Consider the following 18,493-nt stretch of genomic DNA (forward strand, 5'->3'; position numbering starts at 1 on the left):
ATAAAAATATGAACCAAATCATGCAAGTAAAGGGATTAGTCGCATTTCCAATTACTATCGATCCAAGTGTTTGGATTTTTGATGACCGAAAAAAAACAAGTGAGGAAATATTTGCTTTGACGCAATCTGAGTCTGATTTGGAAGCATATACGAAAGAGGTTTCGAAGCACTGGGACCGGGAATTGCTTGAAGGTGCACATTTGCCTGAAAAAGCTGCAGGAAAAAAATTTAAAAAACAAGAGATAATAACAGGTACATTTTACATGCCGCTTGCGCCTTTTATAAAAAATGCCGAGCCATTAAAAGAAGCAGAGCAAATTGTGATCCAATCTGCAGAAAAGGAGCTTACTTACCCACTAAGCGTTGTAGATGATATGGTGCTGCTTTTCTGCAAAAACGGTAAGCCGCTAACGGACAGCGGACCTATTCATTTATTTTTTAAAAACAAAGGAATAGACCAAACGCCGTTAACGTCCATCACAGGATTTGAACTTACTTAAACATTGCTTTTTAGTTATATCAGCTTGCCCTTTTTATGGTTACTAACTAAAGTACTTTAAATCCAACTATGCCAGGCTGTTTTGAAACCGCTTATCTTTCTAAACGTGATCTCAAGCTGTCAATCGAGATGCGTTTTTATCAGACACACTTTCAGAAGGATATACTGTCACAACAGCCTGAAATAGATGCACATACTTTATTACAGCAGGTCTGCAGCCAATTGGGCTAAACCAGACCGCTCTCCTTTGACAAGCTTGACATGCCCTGCAATCTGCTGGTCTTTAAACCTTTCGACTACATATGTCAAACCATTATTGAAAGCATCAAGATACGGATGGTCAATTTGCTCCGGATCTCCCATGAGTACTATTTTACTGCCTTCTCCCACTCGTGTCAGAATCGTTTTCACTTCATGCTTTGTTAAGTTTTGCGCTTCATCAATGATGATGAACTGATCTGGTATGCTTCTTCCCCTTATATAGGTTAACGCCTCTACTTCAATAGACCCCATTCCAGCTAGTATTGCTTCCAGCTCTCCTGGTTTTTTTGTATTGAAAAGATACTCCAGATTATCAAAGATAGGCTGCATCCAAGGTCTCAGCTTCTCTTCCTTTTCTCCAGGAAGAAAACCTAAGTCCTTCCCCATTGGTACAATCGGTCTTGCAACAAGCAGTTTTTTATAATCTCCATAATCCTCTGTCTGCATCAGACCTGATGCTAATGCAAGCAAAGTTTTACCTGTTCCAGCCTTGCCAATCAATGTGACAAGCGGCAAGTCTCTTTTCAGCAGCAGTTCAATCGCCATCGTCTGCTGAACATTTCTCGGACGAATTCCCCATATATGTTCATGATCAAAAATGAGCTTCTTCACATACTTACGAGTTGCATCCACCACTGCTAACGCTGATGAGGACGAACCAAGTACATCCTTCAGGAGGATAAATTGATTTGGATAAAAAGCTCCTGTATTATAACCAGCTCCCAATTCAGAAATAAGCAGCTGCCCTTTTTCATAAAACTTATTTAATATATCTAAGGTTACTTGTACATCCGTAAAACCAGTATAAAGATGATCGTTTTCCACCACCCGGTCGCTCAGAAAATCCTCTGATTCAAGGCCGATTGCATCTGCCTTCACTCGGACGAGCGTATCCTTACTAACCAGTATGACAGTTCGTCCATCCTCTTTTTTCTCTTCCTCTAAAGACAAGTTTTTTGCAACTGCCAGAATGCGGTTATCGTTTGTTTTCTCCACAAAAATTTCCTGCAGCTGGTGAAAAGAGCGATGGTTCAATTCGATTCGTAATGTGCCGCCATTTTCGAGTGGTATTCTTTCATGCAGCTTTCCTGATTCTCTTAGATTGTCAATTAGTCTGGATATTTGTCTTGCATTCCTCCCTATTTCATCCATATACCTTTTTTTGCTGTCTACCTCTTCTAAAACTACTGCTGGAATGACTACATCATTTTCTTCAAAAGAAAAAATGGAATAAGGATCCTGTAACAAGACATTTGTATCTAAAACATAAATTTTACTCAAACTGATGCCTCCTGCTCTAAAACGTCATGAGTTGCCCTACTCTCCGATATCGGAAAGAACCTTGATAAAATATATGTTTTATCGAATAAAGATAGAAGATATTTTGCACAATAAACATTAGAAGTGTAAAAAAATTTTAGAGGAATCATCATAAAAGGAGGAAATCCTGCATGAAAAAAAGCATTTTATGTACTTGTCTTGTACTATTGCTTGCTGGCTGTGCCGCTAACGGTAATCGTGATGCACAAACAGACAACGATCTAGCGGACGTTAAAAACTCAACGATAGATGATGTAAATCGAAAATCCGGCCAAGAAATTTCCGAGCGTCTTGTAAATTTAGCAACAAGCATTCCTAATGTGAATGATGCCACAGCCGTAGTAATAGGAAGATATGCTATTGTCGGAATTGATATAAATTCTAACTTAGACCGATCAGAGGTTGGCTCCATTAAGTATGCTGTAGCAGAAAGCCTTAAAAACGACCCAAATGGCGCAAATGCGATGATTGTTGCAGATCCTGATATCAATGCGCGCCTAGCAGAAATTGCCGAAGACATCCAGGACGGTGAACCAGTACAAGGCATATTCAATGAACTCGCCGACATTACCGGCAGAATTATCCCAGAATTACCAGCAGATATCCTGAATAACGACCCAGGCAGCAATCTGAAAACACCTGACAATAAACTGAACGAAAACGAAAAGAATCAGCTCAAAAAAGACCAAGACGAACAATCAAACAATCACTTGAAAGACTAACATTCGATTTCCACAGCATTTTTTATTATAATAAACCTATAATCAAATAAATAACAAAGATTGATTAGAGGTGCACGTATTGAGAGTGAAATGTGTAATATGCGACAAAATCGAAGATATTGAAGAAAACTCCTTTCAAGCAAAAAGACTAAGAAACAGACCCATTCACACATATATGTGCAAAGAATGCGAAACAAGAATAACCGAAAACACACAAAAACGAATCGACTCCGGAAAATTCGTACTCTACAGAAGCAAAATAAAAGAAGAAGAATGGTAAAAGAAAAGCGGAGAGCGCCTGCTTATCGGCGACTAGCATAAGACAAGGTGGCAATGGGAGGTGTTCTTTACCTCCCTTTGACAGCTTGGCTTATGACTCGAGCCGATGGCGCTCGGAGCTAGACATTAAGAAAAGCGGAGAGCGCCTGCTTATCGGCGACTAGCATAAGACAAGGTGGCAATGGGAGGTGTTCTTTACCTCCCTTTGACAGCTTAGCTTATGACTCGAGCCGATGGCGCTCGGAGCTAGACATTACGAAAAGCGCAGAGCGCCTGCTTATCGGCGACTAGCATAAGACGAGGTGGCAATGGGAGGTGTTCTTTACCTCCCTTTGACAGCTTGGCTTATGACTCGAGCCGATGGCGCTCGGAGCTAGACACCTGAAAAGCGGAGAGCGCCTGCTTATCGGCGACTAGCATAAGACGAATAAGCCAAGGAGGTGCGGTTTTCAACCTCATTGGCTTATTTGGCTTATGACCTCCTCCCCAAACAATCACACGCCCCTATAAAAGCGCTAGTACCTATCTCAACAGAACTCAAAAATCAAACACAAAAAAAGCTGTTCCCTAAAGGAACAGCCTTTTTTATTTATTATTGATCAGCAAGCTTTTTCTTTTTCGCTACACGTTCACGCTCTGATTTATCAAGGATCTTCTTACGAAGACGGATAGATTCAGGCGTTACTTCACAATACTCATCGTCATTCAAGTATTCTAAAGATTCTTCCAAAGTCATGATTCTTGGTTTTTTCATTGTAGCTGTTTGGTCTTTGTTTGCTGAGCGGATGTTTGTCGCTTGTTTTACTTTCGTTATATTAACAGTGATGTCATTTTCACGAGTGTGTTCTCCGACGATCATTCCTTCATAGATTTCTGTACCAGCTTCTACGAAAATGATACCGCGGTCTTCTACTTGCATGATACCGTAAGTAGATGCTTTACCAGATTCCATGCTGACAAGCACACCTTGACGTCTTCCGCCTACTTGACCTGAAGCCATTGGCTGGTAGCTGTCAAATGTGTGGTTGATGATTCCGTAACCGCGAGTTAGTGTTAAGAACTCAGTAGTATATCCGATTAGTCCGCGTGCAGGTACATTGAAGATCAAACGAACTTGGCCGTTACCATTGTTGATCATATCTAGCATTTCACCTTTGCGGGCACCGATAGACTCCATAACGCTTCCAGTATGCTCTTCTGGCACATCGATTTGTACGCGCTCGATTGGCTCACAACGAACTCCATCGATAGTACGAACGATAACTTCTGGCTTAGAAACTTGTAGTTCATAACCTTCACGGCGCATGTTCTCAATCAAGATAGACAAATGCAATTCACCGCGTCCAGATACTGTCCATGCATCAGGAGAATCTGTGTTTTCTACACGCAAGCTTACATCTGTTTCTAATTGTGCACGAAGTCTTTCTTCAATTTTTCTTGAAGTCAGGTATTTACCTTCTCTACCTGCAAATGGGCTGTTATTCACTAGGAATGTCATTTGCAATGTCGGCTCATCAATGCGCAATACAGGCAATGCTTCTTGATGCTCAACAGGACATACTGTTTCTCCTACGTTGATGTCTTCCATTCCAGAAACTGCAATCAAGTCTCCAGCATAAGCTTCTTCTACCTCTTGTCTTTTCAGACCGAAGAAACCAAAGATTTTTGTTACACGGAATTGTTTTACCGTTCCATCAAGCTTCATTAAAGCAACTTGCTGACCTACTTTCATTGTTCCGCGGAATACGCGGCCAATTCCGATACGTCCTACATAGTCATTGTAGTCAAGAAGAGATACTTGGAATTGAAGCGGCTCATCTCTATTATCAACTGGAGCTGGAATATGCTCAACAACTGCATCATATAATGATTGCATGTTTTCATCTTGCTGCTCTGGGTTTGTGCTTGCAGTTCCGTTAATTGCAGAAGCATATATAACTGGGAATTCAAGCTGCTCTTCAGATGCATCAAGTTCAATGAACAAATCAAGTACTTCGTCGATAACTTCTGTTGGACGTGCGAAATCACGGTCAATTTTGTTAACTACGACGATTGGCGTTAAGTTTTGCTCAAGCGCCTTTTTAAGAACGAAACGTGTTTGTGGCATACAGCCTTCATATGCATCGACAACAAGAAGCACACCATCAACCATTTTCATGATACGTTCTACTTCTCCACCGAAGTCAGCATGTCCTGGAGTATCCAAGATGTTGATTCTTGTATCTTTATATTGAATTGCAGTATTTTTTGCAAGGATTGTAATACCGCGTTCTCTTTCTAAATCATTTGAATCCATTGCACGCTCATCTACATGTTCATTCGTACGGAATGTACCAGATTGTTTTAACAGCTGGTCAACTAGCGTTGTTTTCCCATGGTCAACGTGGGCAATAATAGCGATATTACGAATATCTTCTCTAATCTTCAAAAATTTCACTCCTACCTGAAATGTCTATCTCGTTTATCATTAGTTTACACATTATAACTGAGTCATTATACCATAGAAAATGAGAATAACCTAAAGGGTTTTTCTCTTAAAACAAAAAAAACAGTAAAAAAATAAATGTAAACGGAAACATTATTTACATTTAAAAAAGACAGCAATTATTTGCTGTCTCACCATTTTCCATTATTTAAATAGTTTTGCAATATCTCTTCATGAAGATCTGGTTTTGAGGCAAAGAATGAATTTTGCGTCAGCATATCAAGTTCTTCATTTTTGAGACTGGTTACTTTACCGCCGAGCTCCTCGACCATTATCTTGCCTGCAGCATAATCCCACGGAGACAGCCTTAACGTTATATAGGCATCCATTCGTCCTGCTGCGATATAGGCAAGCTCCAGACAAGCTGAACCAAACGAGCGGGTGCCTCTTGCATCCTTCGTAAGCGGAGCAAGATATTTAGGATCAATCCTTTTATTCTCCGTTACCCATGTTGCATTCAAGCCGATGATAGCTTCTTCCACTTTAGTAGGCTTTAACGGCTTCAATTTCGTTTTGTTCATATATACGCCGTTCCCTTTTCTCACATGATAAAGTTCATCAGCGACTACATCATAAATAAGTCCGATTTGGCCGACTCCATCTTCGTATATTCCGATTGATATGGCAAAGTCCCGTTGCATATGGACGAAATTCATCGTTCCATCAATCGGGTCAATAATCCAGACAACCCCTTTCAGGTCATTAACTCCTGATGACATGCCCTCTTCGCCTAGAATATGATGTTCCGGGTATACCTCTTTTATTTTACTTATTAGGAATTGTTCTGTCCCTTTGTCTATTTCTGTAACTAAGTCATTTTTGTTAGATTTTGTTTCTACTACTAATTCTTTGGTGAAGGATTTTTTTATCCTATCCCCCGCTTCTTTAATCCAAAGTTTCGCATATGTATCGACCTCTTGCCAATTTGTCATATTCTCATCCTTCTCGTACTGAAATAATTTTTTCAGGCTGCCCTATTCCGTATGCTATTCTTATATTTTTGCTTATCGTTATTTTATCATGCATGAAGAAATAAATTCCAACAAAATGACAACAACGGAAAAAATCATAAATAAAACCGGGAGAAGGGTTTTATTTATGATTTTTAAACCGCTACCTATAATGCCTTAAGTCTCAGAAGTTCCTGTCGAATCTTTTCAAGCTTCTGTTTGCTAGCTTTTTTCTGCATTTCATTGTTTTCCTTAATTGCATCAAATAATGTAGCAAGCTCATAATCCATTTCTAATCGCAAAACAGCTTTCTTCTCATTTTCTAGTCTATTTCTTTTTGATGAATTCATTAATTGTTTCACGGACAGTACACCCCTTCCATAGACTTTAGTGGATTGCTTCTTTTATTTCTTATATAATATGTCGCTTTCCTTATCAGTGGTACAAATATGTGCTATTACCTAACCTTTAGTCCTAATCATTTCTCTTGTCAGCAATATGTATGCTAAAATACAGAATAGCGGTACAGAATTAGGAATTACTGTAAGCAGATAGTTAATTTAAGAAAAGTTTTAGAGAAATGATCACACGCTCTCTAACTAACTTGCTTTCCTTCTTACAATCTGTTTACCCAAAAAGCTAAGATATAAACGAGTAAAGGAGTTTCTAGAAATTATGAAATTTGCTGGTTTTAACAAAAACGATTTCGAAACATTTACAATAGATGGTTTAGAGGAAAGAATGGAAGCAATCCAAACTCGCATACAGCCGAAATTTAAGGAGATTGGTCAAGAGCTGACTGACAGCCTTTCAAGCAAGCTAGGAATCGAAATGCATTTGCATATTGCGAAGCATGCACGCCGCACCGTAAATCCTCCGAAGGATACATGGATGGCAATTGCAGGGAACAAACGAGGCTATAAGCAGCATCCGCATTTCCAGCTTGGATTATTTGATGATCATGTATTTATATGGCTTGCCTATATTTACGAGCTTCCAAACAAAAGCAGCATCGCAAATGTATTTTTAGAGAATATGGAGCGATTCTCTACAGAAATCCCTGGAGATTTTGTAGTATCAATGGATCATATGAAAAAAGAGTCTTTCCCAATAGCTGAAATTGACTTACAAAAGGCATTGGAAAGATTCAGAGATGTCAAAAAAGCAGAATTCCTTGTTGGCAGACATTTCGATGCAAATGATCCAATCTTACAAGACGGAGCAAAGTTTGCTGAATTAGTGGACAACACATATGAAACGTTGCTGCCATTTTATAAACTATCCATCTAAAAAAAGAGGAAGAAAACAATATGTTTTCTTCCTCTTTTCTATTAAGGCATTTTTATTTTAGTTCCAGCTTCCGCTTCCTTCGCCTTCTTTATAGTGCGATACGTAGAATAGCCGCTGACTTCTTCAAATTCATCACATACATTTTTTTCTTGTGCTTTACCAGGGACAATTTTTTTGAACAACTTATACTGTTCCATAAGTGCTTCCTTTTCAATCCCCTTCTCATATGCTGCTTCGATGCATTCAAAAAACTTTACTACCTCAACTATTTCCTCTGTTGACCAATCAATATCTATCGGGTATTGATATTCCATATAAGTACCTCTTTTGTTTTTTAAAATTTTTAGTTCTCTTTATTTTAGTGGAATAAAAACAAATTGTAAAACACCTTCCTACTATACGCATTCTGCCGCAGTTTAAAACACTTCTACATGCTTTCCAGCTTTAATTCACTGCGGAAATTAGGCTGTTATTACAAGGCAAATATATATTTTATAAATTCGTTACAATAATTCTTTCCTTTATAGTAAAAACTAATTGTATGCAAAAAAAATAAAAAGTGCTATAATTCTTTTGTTTTATGAATTTAATAAGTTTTTAAGGGTAAAACCCAATATCCATTTGTTTTTACAAACAGTGGAAAACTTCTATTTTTAGGAGGATCAAAATCCGTTATGAAAACGGCAAACAAAATACTAACTTAAAGAGGTGTGGTAATAAATTGTCACAATACGAAACACCGTTATACCACGGTTTATTGGAACATGCAAAAAAAAATCCTGTTCAATTTCATATTCCTGGACATAAGAAGGGAAATGGAATGGACCCAGAGTTTAGAGAGTTTATTGGAGAAAATGCCCTCTCCATCGATTTAATAAACATTGGTCCACTTGATGATCTTCATCAACCGAAAGGAATTATTAAACAAGCGCAAAAATTGGCAGCGGAAGCATTTGGTGCTGATTATACCTTTTTCTCGGTACAAGGAACCAGCGGCGCCATTATGACCATGATTATGAGCGTTTGTGGTCCAGGAGATAAGATAATCGTACCAAGAAATGTTCATAAATCTATTATGTCTGCCATTGTTTTTGCTGGTGCTATTCCAATATTCATCCACCCAGAAGTGGATAAAGAGCTTGGCATTTCGCATGGTATAACAGTGGAAGCTGTTCAGCATGCCCTAGATTTACATCCAGATGCAAAAGGTTTATTAGTAATAAATCCTACTTACTTTGGCATAGCTGCAGACTTAAAAAAAATTGTGGATTTAGCCCATTCTTATAATATACCAGTCCTCGTCGATGAGGCTCATGGTGTGCATATACACTTCCATGACGAGCTGCCAATGTCAGCAATGCAGGCAGGCGCAGATATTGCAGCAACCAGCGTTCATAAGCTAGGTGGTTCGATGACGCAAAGCTCCATTTTGAATATGAGGGGCAATCTTGTTAATTATAAACGCGTCCAAGCGATTATGAGCATGCTGACTACAACGAGCACATCATACTTATTGCTCGCATCATTAGATGTAGCAAGAAAACGTTTAGCAACAGAAGGAAAAAAACTTCTTGATAATACGATTGAGCTTGCCCAAAACATTCGCAGACGAGTGAATGAAATCGAACATCTTTATTGCTTAGGTGAAGATATCGTTGGTTCATCTATGGCCTTCGACTTTGATCCGACTAAACTAGTTATTTCTGTGAAGGATTTAGGCTTAACAGGCCATGATGTGGAAGAATGGCTGCGTAAGCATTATAATATTGAAGTAGAGATGTCTGATTTATATAATATCCTTTGTATTATTACACCAGGAGATACAAAAAAAGAAGCAGACATGCTCCTTCATGCATTAAATGAACTGTCCAAAGAATGTCATAGTAAAGCAGGCAAGGTAGAAGCAAAAGTAATGCTTCCTAATATACCGTTGCTTGCCGTCACTCCTCGTGATGCGTTCTATTCGGAAACAGAGCTTGTTGATTTTAATGACTCTGTTGGAAGAGTTATTGCTGAATTCATCATGGTCTATCCACCGGGAATTCCTATTTTCATTCCTGGAGAAATTATTACAGAGGACAATCTGGAATACATTCGCAGGAATATGGAAGCAGGACTACCTGTGCAAGGTCCTGAGGATTATGATTTCAAAAAACTGCGCGTTATTAAAGAACATAAAGCTATCCGCTAAATTTAAATTTGCATAATCATATACGGATGCAACTACCTGCATCCGTATATATTTATTTGCGGGAAAAGATAGATAAAGATAGGAGAATTATTCATTGAAGAGAGTTATTATAGTTGCAATTATCAGTCTTATCGTCAGCTTAAGTTCCCCGTTCATCTTTCATAACTACTTAGAGAAAAAACCGTTAGAACAGAAAGAAACATTGGTTTTTGGCGGACCTATCCCCTTTGCTGAACAAAAGGTGCAATTACCCGAAGAGGAAAATGCCTACCCTGCTGAATTCACTTTCCAATCACCTTTAGAAACGGAAACAAAGCTTCAACCATTTCCACTTGTGTTTACATTCATCTGTTATTTCTTATTAATTTTCAGTGTATACACAGTAGTTGCAAGCTTCAGCACAAAAGCAATTAATAAAAATGGCAGAAAAAAAGATAAAAAAGATGAACTTTAATTTTTAAAGATCTACTATATGAAAAAAGACTTCTATTATAGAAGGCTTTTTTTATTTGTATATAATGTTGCGTGAGACGCCCACAATGACTGGAAGGCAAGAAGTTATGCTAAACATTGATAGGAACCCTTATTCACTCTTAAACGACTGCTATGATACTCATAATCATCTGAAAGGAGCCATAAATAGAAAGACTTATGGCAGTAGCCAGCATGGTTTTCCTTTGCGACCTATTTACGTAATTCCCTAGTATAACAGCCAAGTATAAAAACACGCCAAACATCACCACTTTATAAATGAAAAGGTCATGTTCTGACAGCCATTCAATGATAGAGTAACCGCTCCATAACATAAGTTGCAGTAGAATTGTCGTATAAACCTTCAAGGAAAACACCCCACTCTCCATTCCGCTTAAGTTCGTCCATTATGAAATGTAAGTATGATACACTATATTTATGCATGTCCTCACAATTCATGCCGTATAATAACGATTTTTCCTTCCATTATATAGTCCCCTCAAACTTGCAAACCATTCTCAGCACCCAAGCATAGAAAACTGTTAAATAATACAAAAAAAACCTCTCTATAAAGAGAGGTTTTTTTATTATTACTTAATGATATGAATTGGGCTACCAATTGCTACTTCAGCAGCTTCCATAGTGATCTCTCCCAATGTTGGGTGAGCATGGATAGTCATTGCCAAGTCTTCAGCAGTCATTCCTGCTTCGATTGCTAGACCAAGTTCAGCGATCATATCAGATGCGTTTGCACCAGCGATTTGAGCACCGATTACTAGGCCATCCTCTTTACGAGTAACAAGCTTCATGAAACCTTCGCTTTGGTTAAGTGCAAGTGCACGGCCGTTAGCAGCGAATGGGAATTTAGCAGCTGTAACTTCGATTCCAGCTTCTTTAGCAGAAGCTTCTGTGTGTCCAACTGTAGCCAATTCTGGCTCAGCAAACACAACAGCAGGAATTCCAAGATAATCGATTTCAGAATTGTGACCACCGATAACTTCTGCAGCAATTTTACCTTCATAAGAAGCTTTATGTGCAAGTGGTGGTCCTTCAATGATATCACCGATTGCAAAGATATTGCTTACAGTAGTTCTGCATTGCTTATCAGTTTTGATAAGTCCGCGTTCAGCAAGTTCAATTCCTACTTGTTCAAGACCTAGTTCGTCTGTGTTTGGTTTTCTTCCAACCATTACGAATACATAGTCAGCTTCGATCTTTTGCTCTTGACCTTTTGCTTCATATGTTACAGTAACGCCAGTATCTGTTTCTTCGACACCTTTAGCCATTGCTTTAGTAATGATTTCCGCACCTTTTTTCTTCAAGTTGCGAACTACCAATGAAGACATTTGCTTTTCGAAACCGTTAAGGATATCGTCAGCACCTTCTAGAATAGTTACTTTAGTTCCGAAGCTAGCGTATGCTCCACCAAGCTCAGTACCTACATAACCTCCACCGATAACAACGATTTCCTCTGGAATTTCTTTAAGAGAAAGTGCACCAGTAGAATCTAGAACACGTTTAGAGTATTTGAATGCAGGAATTTCAATTGGACGAGATCCAGTTGCAATAATTGCATTTTTGAAAGTGTAAGTTTGAGATGACTTATCATCCATTACTTTTAGTGTGTTAGCATCAACAAAGTATGCTTCGCCATAAGCGATATCTACTTTGTTTCCTTTAAGAAGGCCTTCTACACCGCCAGTAAGCTTGTTAACAACACTTGCTTTCCATTCTTGAACTTTTGAGAAATCTACTTTTACATTTTCAGCAGTAATCCCAATATCGTCAGAATGCTTAGCAGTCTCAAAACGATGACCTGCTGTGATTAATGCTTTTGATGGGATACAGCCTACGTTTAAGCAAACTCCGCCCAATACATTTTTCTCAACGATTGTTACTTTTTGTCCTAGTTGCGCCGCACGGATTGCAGCTACATACCCACCAGGGCCAGCACCAATGACTATAGTATCTGTTTCAATAGGAAAATCTCCAACTACCATGTTTTTACGCCTCCATTAACAATAGTTCTGGATCGTTTAGCAAACGCTTGATGTGATTCATTGCATTTTGAGCAGTAGCTCCGTCGATCATGCGGTGATCGAAGCTTAGAGATAGAGCTAATACTGGTGCAGCAACAATCTCGCCGTCTTTAACGATCGCTTTTTCTGCAATACGTCCGATTCCAAGGATAGCCACTTCTGGGTGGTTAATAACTGGAGTGAACCATTGTCCGCCAGCAGATCCAATGTTTGAAATTGTGCAAGAAGCACCTTTCATTTCAGCTGGAGCAAGTTTACCGTCTCTAGCTTTACCAGCAAGTTCGTTGATTTCGTTAGAAATATTGAAAATTCCTTTACGATCAGCATTTTTTACAACAGGAACTAGAAGTCCTTTTTCAGTATCAGCAGCGATCCCGATGTTGTAGTAGTGCTTGTGAACGATTTCGCTTGTAGCATCATCTAAAGAAGTGTTAAGTGCTGGGAATTCTTTTAATGCACTTGTCAATGCTTTAACAACATATGGCAAGAACGTTAATTTAATACCCTTAGCAGCAGCAACTTCTTTGTATTTCTTACGGTGAGCAACAAGGTTTGAAACCTCTACTTCATCCATAAGTGTTACGTGTGGAGCTGTATGTTTAGAGTTTACCATCGCTTTAGCGATTGCTTTTCTGATACCGCTCATTTTTTCGCGAGTTTCTGGGAAGTCGCCTTCTGGAATCGCAAGTGGTTTTGGTGCTTCTTGTTCTGCAGCTGGAGTAGCTTCAGCAGCTTCTGTTGCAGCAGGTGCAGCAGCTCCACCGTTCAAGAATGCATCGATATCTTCTTTTGAAATACGGCCGTTTTTGCCAGTACCAGATACTGTGCGGATTTCCACACCTTTATCACGAGCATATTTACGTACAGATGGCATAGCGATAATGCGTCTGTTTGGATCCACTTCTTCTGCAGCAGCAGGAGTTTGGACTGGTTCTTTAGCTACAGTATCGCCAGCTTCTGCTGTGCCTTGTACTTGAGCTTCTGTTTTAGCTTCTTCTTTAGGAGCGTCATGTCCATGGTCGCCCTTAAATTGAATGTCTTCATAACCAGGAGCATCGAAAGTGATTAGGATATCACCTACAACTGCAACTGTACCTTCTTCTACAAGTACTTCTTCTACTGTACCGTCAACTGGAGACGGAATTTCTACTACTGCTTTATCGTTTTGTACTTCACACAAAACGTCGTCTTCTTGAACTTTATCGCCTGGTTTAACAAACCATTTTACGATTTCACCTTCGTGGATACCTTCACCGATATCCGGTAATCTGAATTGAAAAGACAAAGTAATTCAACCTCCTACATTTCCATTATTTACGTTGCTTCTTATTATCCCTGACTAATAACTACTTTATTAGAAAGTAAGGACTTTTTTAGCTGTTTCAATGATATCTTTGTAATTTGGAAGCCAAATGTTCTCAGCTTGTGTAAATGCATAAACAGTATCAGGAGCAGCTACACGCAATACTGGAGCTTCTAGGCTAAGGATAGCGCGCTCGTTGATTTCTGCGATAACATGTGCAGCGATACCTGCTTGTCTTTGCGCCTCTTGAACTACAACAGCTCTTCCTGTTTTTTCAACAGAAGCAACGATTGTATCAACATCCAATGGGCTGATTGTACGCAAGTCAACAACTTCTACAGAGTATCCTTCTTTTTCTAGTTCTTCAGCAGCTTTAAGTGATTCGTGAACCATTGCACCGTAAGCGATCAATGATAGGTCTTTACCTTCACGTTTAACGTCTGCTTTACCGATTTCGATTGTGTACGCTTCTTCAGGTACCTCTTCACGGAATGAACGGTATAATTTCAAATGCTCAAGGAAAACAACTGGATCATTGTCTCTGATCGCAGCAATCAATAGACCTTTTGCATCGTAAGGTGTTGATGGAACAACAACTTTCAAACCAGGTTGAGTTGTTACAAGTGCTTCTAAGCTGTCTGAGTGAAGCTCAGGAGTATGAACACCACCGCCAAATGGAGAACGGATAGTAACAGGTGAATTGTAACGTCCGCCTGAACGGTAACGCATACGAGCCATTTGACCGTTGATGCTGTCCATTACTTCATATACGAAACCGAAGAATTGGATTTCAGGAACTGGACGGAAGCCTTGAAGACCAAGACCTACAGCCAAACCACCAATACCGGATTCAGCTAGCGGAGTATCGAATACACGATCTTCGCCGAATTCTTTTTGAAGTCCTTCCGTTGCACGGAATACACCGCCGTTAACACCTACGTCTTCACCGAATACTAAAACGTTCGGGTCATTACGTAATTCTGTGCGTAACGCATCAGTGATTGCTTGAATCATTGTCATTTGCGCCATGGCTTATTTCGACTCCTTTGCTGCATAGATTTCATATTGTTCTTTCAAGTTATTTGGAAGCTCTTCAAACATGTTGTTGATCAAGTCAGTTACTTTTTGCTGTGGTTCAGCATCAGCAAGTTTGATTGCTTCTTTAATTTCGTCTTTAGCACGAGCGATTACTTCGTTTTCTTTTTCTTCGTTCCAGATTCCTTTGTTTTCTAGGAATTTACGGAAGCGAACCAATGGATCTTTCTTTTCCCATTCGCTATCAAGATCTGATGTACGGTAGCGAGTTGGGTCATCTCCAGCCATTGTATGTGGACCATATCTATAAGTAAGTGTTTCGATCAATGTTGGACCTTCACCATTAACAGCTCTTTCACGAGCATCTTTAACAGCTGCATAAACAGCCAATGGATCCATTCCGTCTACTTGGATACCTGGGATACCAGCAGCAACTGCTTTTTGTGCAATCGTTTTTGCAGCAGATTGTTTTTCAACTGGAGTAGAGATTGCGAAACGGTTGTTTTGTACGATAAAGATAGCAGGAGCTTTGAATGCACCAGCAAAGTTAATACCTTCATAGAAGTCACCTTGTGAAGCACCGCCGTCACCTGTGTATGTGATAGCTACTGATTTCGCTCCGCGTTTTTTCATACCTAGTGCTACACCAGCAGTTTGGATGTATTGTGCACCGATGATGATTTGCGGTGAAATTACGTTAACACCTTCAGGCATTTGGTTACCTTTGAAATGTCCACGAGAGAATAAGAATGCTTGGTATAAAGGAAGTCCGTGCCAGATTAACTGAGGAACATCACGATATCCTGGAAGAATAAAATCTTCTTTCTCCAATGCAAATTGAGAAGCTAATTGAGAAGCTTCTTGACCTGCAGTCGGTGCATAGAAACCTAGACGACCTTGTCTGTTTAAAGAAATTGAGCGTTGGTCAAGAATACGAGTGTACACCATGCGAGTCATCAATTCTTGTAATTGCTCATCACTTAAATCAGGCATTGCAGATTCATTTACCACTTCGCCCTCTTCATTTAGAATCTGAAGTGTTTGAAATTGGTTTTCTACTTGTTCAAGCTGTGCTTGCACATCTAATTGAGCCTTCTTCGTTTTAGAAGCCATTTAAGCCACCCTTTCCTTTCTTTTTAAAAAGACGCATCAAAAAAAATCTAACGCATTTTCTTTTCGTTGTTTCATGGTAATGAAAATGTGGTAACCTAGTTAGACAGCGCTTTCTAGTTTATCCTCCACATTGTTTTTCAACTTAAAAAAAACCATACTTATGCAGTTTTCCACAAAATCCGCTAGAAAAAACGTCTTTATAAATAATTCGGTATCCGTATGTTCTGTATCAATAAGTACAATAAAATATATTAATACAACTTTTTAATACATGTATAAGTTTAATATACATAAATATTATCCGTCAATCTTAAAGTACTATGTTTTTTGTGTATTTTTTTATTTTGCTAAAAAAAATTTATTTAAACTGTATTATCAGCTGTTATATATCTGTACTATAAAAATAACACTATCCGAATCTGTATTATAATATCAACATTTTTTTCCAGCTCGCCATTTTGTCGAAAACATCCTAAAAAACGCCTATGTAAAACAAAAAGCGCCCTAGTGTAATGAATGCCCAGATAAGTAAATGAATATACATCCAATACCTATCTGGCATCCAATCTCTTAAGACGCTTACTTTAGTCTATTTATTTTGTGTTTCTTCTACTTTAATTTCGACTCCCGCTTTTTTATAAAAATCGAGCTTCTGTTCATTGTATTGCTTCGTCAATTTATTAAACTCTTCATTATTGGCAAGCACTTTTTGATATACTTCATTAATTTTATTAATCTGCTCTTCAAGCGCATCTATTTTTACATCTTTGTCTTTAAACATTTCATACAGCTCTTTATCATACTTTAAGCCGGTAGTGTAATTTGCATATAATTGGTCATGCACTTCATACCTGTCTATCATGACATTGTATAACTCCTCTGCTTTTGCTTTAAGGTCTTTTTCATCTTCATCCATATCTTCAATAATTGGTTTAACCTTCTTAAAAGCTTCCTTTGATTTCTGGATGCTTTCTTCCTCTTTATTCATATATTCTTCCCGTTTGGCTACTGATGCAAGTGCCTCATCTGAGAGACTTTTTATTTCATCCATTTTTTCGAGCCCTAACGAGATGATGTTGGCGTAAATCTCTTGTTCACTCTTTTCTAGTTTTACTAGCGGATCTTGCTGATCCTCAAACTCTTTCTCTAGCTCTACTACCTTTTCCAGCTTGCCATGCATTTTTTCACCAGAAGATTCGAAGCCCTTGCAAGCGGACAAGCTGGTAATAATGACAATCATAAGTGCTGCTGCTGCCAGTCTTTTCGCTTTTTTCAATTATATCCTCCCCACTCTCGTTTCATTTGCTATTAAGTATAAATATAATGCTGTATGGTTTTATGATATAACCACTCTATTCTGCCATTTGTGAAACATAAGGGCAAATACCTTTACGAAAACCCAAATAGTAATCTTCTATTAAAAGCTATTCCGTTCTCTTCTTTTATATTACTTATTCTAGTATTTTATTTTTCATATAATTTTGGATGAATTCCAAAAGATTAACTTTTTAGCATTTGTCTGTTAGACTTATATTCGTATTTATCATTTTATGTATGCAAAAGGACGTGATCAGTATGATAACGATGAAGGATATCATTCGTGACGGTCATCCGACATTAAGAAATGTAGCAGAAGAAGTTTCTCTGCCTGCCAGCGAGGAAGACAAACAGATTTTACAAAGCATGATGGAGTATTTAATAAATAGCCAAGACCCTGAAAAAGCTGAAAAGTATGGCTTAAGGGGCGGTGTGGGCCTTGCAGCACCACAGATTAATGTTCCAAAACGCATGATTGCTGTTCATGCTAAAGATGAGGATGGAAAACTTTACAGCTATTGCTTGTTTAATCCTAAAATAATCAGTCATTCTGTTGAAAAGTCTTATTTAACTGGCGGCGAAGGCTGTTTGTCTGTGGATGAGACCATCCCTGGTTTCGTGCCGCGATATGCTAGAGTCACTGTTAAGGGAGTCGACCTTGATAATAAGGAGATAAAGCTGCGTCTTAAGGGACTTATTGCTATCGTCTTCCAGCACGAAATTGACCATTTGAACGGTGTAATGTTCTATGACCATATCAATTTAGAAGCTCCGTATACACCGGTTGAAAACGCGATTCCAATTGATAGATAATGGGTTAAGGCGCTGCTATTAGGCAGTGCCTTCTGTCGCCCATTTTCAAAAAAACCTCTCCTGACATAAAAGATTTAACTAGTGTTACATATACTAACAATATAGAGTCATTACTAATTTTCCTCCTATAATATTCTCCACTATAGACATAATTTTCTCTTTTCAGGACAAAATACACCATATACTAAGAAGCAAGGCTTTACTTTGTACAAGAATGGTTTAAAATAGGAAGTAAGGAGATGATCCACTATGTTAAAAAAGCTTCGTCAAAAGCTTCGTAGACAGTGGAAAGATTTGTTGCGTAAAAAAACAATTGCTTAAAAACTAACCGATTGTTCCATTAGGGTCTGACCTCATTTTGCCAACACGTATATAAAGCACGGCTGTCGAATGGCCCTTTATATG

Annotated in this window: 18 protein-coding genes; 7 read left to right on the forward strand and 11 right to left on the reverse strand. The window is 38.7% G+C overall.

The window, feature by feature from the left end:
* Nucleotides 1–8: 8 nt before the first annotated feature.
* Nucleotides 9–500 carry a peptidyl-prolyl cis-trans isomerase gene (locus tag M3600_RS01070; protein WP_251644608.1) on the forward strand — a complete coding sequence of 164 codons (492 nt, stop codon included), beginning with the start codon at nucleotides 9–11 and terminating at the stop codon, nucleotides 498–500.
* A gap of 200 nt (nucleotides 501–700) precedes the next feature.
* Here the strand turns inward: M3600_RS01070 and M3600_RS01075 are convergent, their stop codons facing one another.
* Nucleotides 701–2,041 carry a PhoH family protein gene (locus M3600_RS01075; RefSeq protein ID WP_233314536.1) on the reverse strand — a complete coding sequence of 447 codons (1,341 nt, stop codon included), beginning with the start codon at nucleotides 2,039–2,041 and terminating at the stop codon, nucleotides 701–703.
* A 170-nt stretch (nucleotides 2,042–2,211) separates the two neighbouring features.
* Here M3600_RS01075 and M3600_RS01080 point away from each other — a divergent pair, with 170 nt between their 5' ends.
* Nucleotides 2,212–2,802 carry a YhcN/YlaJ family sporulation lipoprotein gene (locus tag M3600_RS01080; RefSeq protein ID WP_233314542.1) on the forward strand — a complete coding sequence of 197 codons (591 nt, stop codon included), beginning with the start codon at nucleotides 2,212–2,214 and terminating at the stop codon, nucleotides 2,800–2,802.
* Between the two features lie 79 nt (nucleotides 2,803–2,881).
* The gene (locus tag M3600_RS01085) at nucleotides 2,882–3,082 is read left to right on the forward strand and encodes a YlaI family protein (protein ID WP_233314545.1); all 201 of its coding nucleotides are present in this window, start codon (nucleotides 2,882–2,884) and stop codon (nucleotides 3,080–3,082) included.
* A gap of 591 nt (nucleotides 3,083–3,673) precedes the next feature.
* Here M3600_RS01085 and typA read toward each other — a convergent pair.
* The 3 genes from typA to M3600_RS01100 form a co-directional block, all read right to left on the reverse strand.
* On the reverse strand, nucleotides 3,674–5,509 hold the full coding sequence (gene typA / locus M3600_RS01090) for a translational GTPase TypA (RefSeq protein ID WP_233314557.1): 1,836 nt from the start codon (nucleotides 5,507–5,509) through the stop codon (nucleotides 3,674–3,676).
* A 188-nt stretch (nucleotides 5,510–5,697) separates the two neighbouring features.
* Nucleotides 5,698–6,498: an inositol monophosphatase family protein gene (locus tag M3600_RS01095; protein ID WP_233314560.1), complete on the reverse strand. Its 801-nt coding sequence runs from the start codon at nucleotides 6,496–6,498 to the stop codon at nucleotides 5,698–5,700.
* Between the two features lie 185 nt (nucleotides 6,499–6,683).
* Nucleotides 6,684–6,878 carry a hypothetical protein gene (locus M3600_RS01100; RefSeq protein WP_233314562.1) on the reverse strand — a complete coding sequence of 65 codons (195 nt, stop codon included), beginning with the start codon at nucleotides 6,876–6,878 and terminating at the stop codon, nucleotides 6,684–6,686.
* A 313-nt stretch (nucleotides 6,879–7,191) separates the two neighbouring features.
* On the opposite strand from M3600_RS01100, the gene M3600_RS01105 reads away from it, so the two are divergent.
* Nucleotides 7,192–7,806 carry a YktB family protein gene (locus M3600_RS01105; protein WP_233314564.1) on the forward strand — a complete coding sequence of 205 codons (615 nt, stop codon included), beginning with the start codon at nucleotides 7,192–7,194 and terminating at the stop codon, nucleotides 7,804–7,806.
* A gap of 41 nt (nucleotides 7,807–7,847) precedes the next feature.
* Here the strand turns inward: M3600_RS01105 and M3600_RS01110 are convergent, their stop codons facing one another.
* Nucleotides 7,848–8,120, reverse strand: coding sequence for a UPF0223 family protein (locus M3600_RS01110; RefSeq protein WP_233314565.1), 273 nt, complete (start codon nucleotides 8,118–8,120; stop codon nucleotides 7,848–7,850).
* 407 nt (nucleotides 8,121–8,527) lie between these two features.
* On the opposite strand from M3600_RS01110, the gene M3600_RS01115 reads away from it, so the two are divergent.
* On the forward strand, nucleotides 8,528–9,997 hold the full coding sequence (locus M3600_RS01115) for an aminotransferase class I/II-fold pyridoxal phosphate-dependent enzyme (RefSeq protein WP_233314568.1): 1,470 nt from the start codon (nucleotides 8,528–8,530) through the stop codon (nucleotides 9,995–9,997).
* Nucleotides 9,998–10,091: 94 nt separating this feature from the next.
* Nucleotides 10,092–10,451 carry a hypothetical protein gene (locus tag M3600_RS01120; protein ID WP_233314571.1) on the forward strand — a complete coding sequence of 120 codons (360 nt, stop codon included), beginning with the start codon at nucleotides 10,092–10,094 and terminating at the stop codon, nucleotides 10,449–10,451.
* A 139-nt stretch (nucleotides 10,452–10,590) separates the two neighbouring features.
* Here the strand turns inward: M3600_RS01120 and M3600_RS01125 are convergent, their stop codons facing one another.
* From M3600_RS01125 to M3600_RS01150, 6 genes are all read right to left on the reverse strand, one after another.
* Entirely contained in the window at nucleotides 10,591–10,845 is a 255-nt protein-coding gene (locus M3600_RS01125) for a hypothetical protein (RefSeq protein ID WP_311315869.1), read from the reverse strand.
* A 213-nt stretch (nucleotides 10,846–11,058) separates the two neighbouring features.
* Nucleotides 11,059–12,468, reverse strand: a complete 1,410-nt coding sequence (gene lpdA, locus M3600_RS01130; protein ID WP_251644609.1) for a dihydrolipoyl dehydrogenase — start codon at nucleotides 12,466–12,468, stop codon at nucleotides 11,059–11,061.
* A gap of 4 nt (nucleotides 12,469–12,472) precedes the next feature.
* Nucleotides 12,473–13,792 (reverse strand): dihydrolipoamide acetyltransferase family protein, encoded by a 1,320-nt coding sequence (locus tag M3600_RS01135; RefSeq protein WP_233314590.1) that lies wholly within the window; start codon nucleotides 13,790–13,792, stop codon nucleotides 12,473–12,475.
* Between the two features lie 69 nt (nucleotides 13,793–13,861).
* The gene (locus M3600_RS01140) at nucleotides 13,862–14,839 is read right to left on the reverse strand and encodes an alpha-ketoacid dehydrogenase subunit beta (RefSeq protein WP_233314591.1); all 978 of its coding nucleotides are present in this window, start codon (nucleotides 14,837–14,839) and stop codon (nucleotides 13,862–13,864) included.
* Between the two features lie 3 nt (nucleotides 14,840–14,842).
* The gene (gene pdhA, locus M3600_RS01145; protein ID WP_233314593.1) at nucleotides 14,843–15,958 is read right to left on the reverse strand and encodes a pyruvate dehydrogenase (acetyl-transferring) E1 component subunit alpha; all 1,116 of its coding nucleotides are present in this window, start codon (nucleotides 15,956–15,958) and stop codon (nucleotides 14,843–14,845) included.
* Nucleotides 15,959–16,547: 589 nt separating this feature from the next.
* Nucleotides 16,548–17,234, reverse strand: a complete 687-nt coding sequence (locus M3600_RS01150; RefSeq protein WP_237941157.1) for a YkyA family protein — start codon at nucleotides 17,232–17,234, stop codon at nucleotides 16,548–16,550.
* 299 nt (nucleotides 17,235–17,533) lie between these two features.
* Between M3600_RS01150 and def the strand changes: the two genes are divergently transcribed.
* On the forward strand, nucleotides 17,534–18,088 hold the full coding sequence (gene def, locus M3600_RS01155; RefSeq protein ID WP_251644610.1) for a peptide deformylase: 555 nt from the start codon (nucleotides 17,534–17,536) through the stop codon (nucleotides 18,086–18,088).
* Nucleotides 18,089–18,493: the final 405 nt, after the last annotated feature.

Source organism: Niallia sp. MER 6 (assembly GCF_023714395.1).
In the GTDB taxonomy this organism is placed as follows: domain Bacteria; phylum Bacillota; class Bacilli; order Bacillales; family Cytobacillaceae; genus Niallia.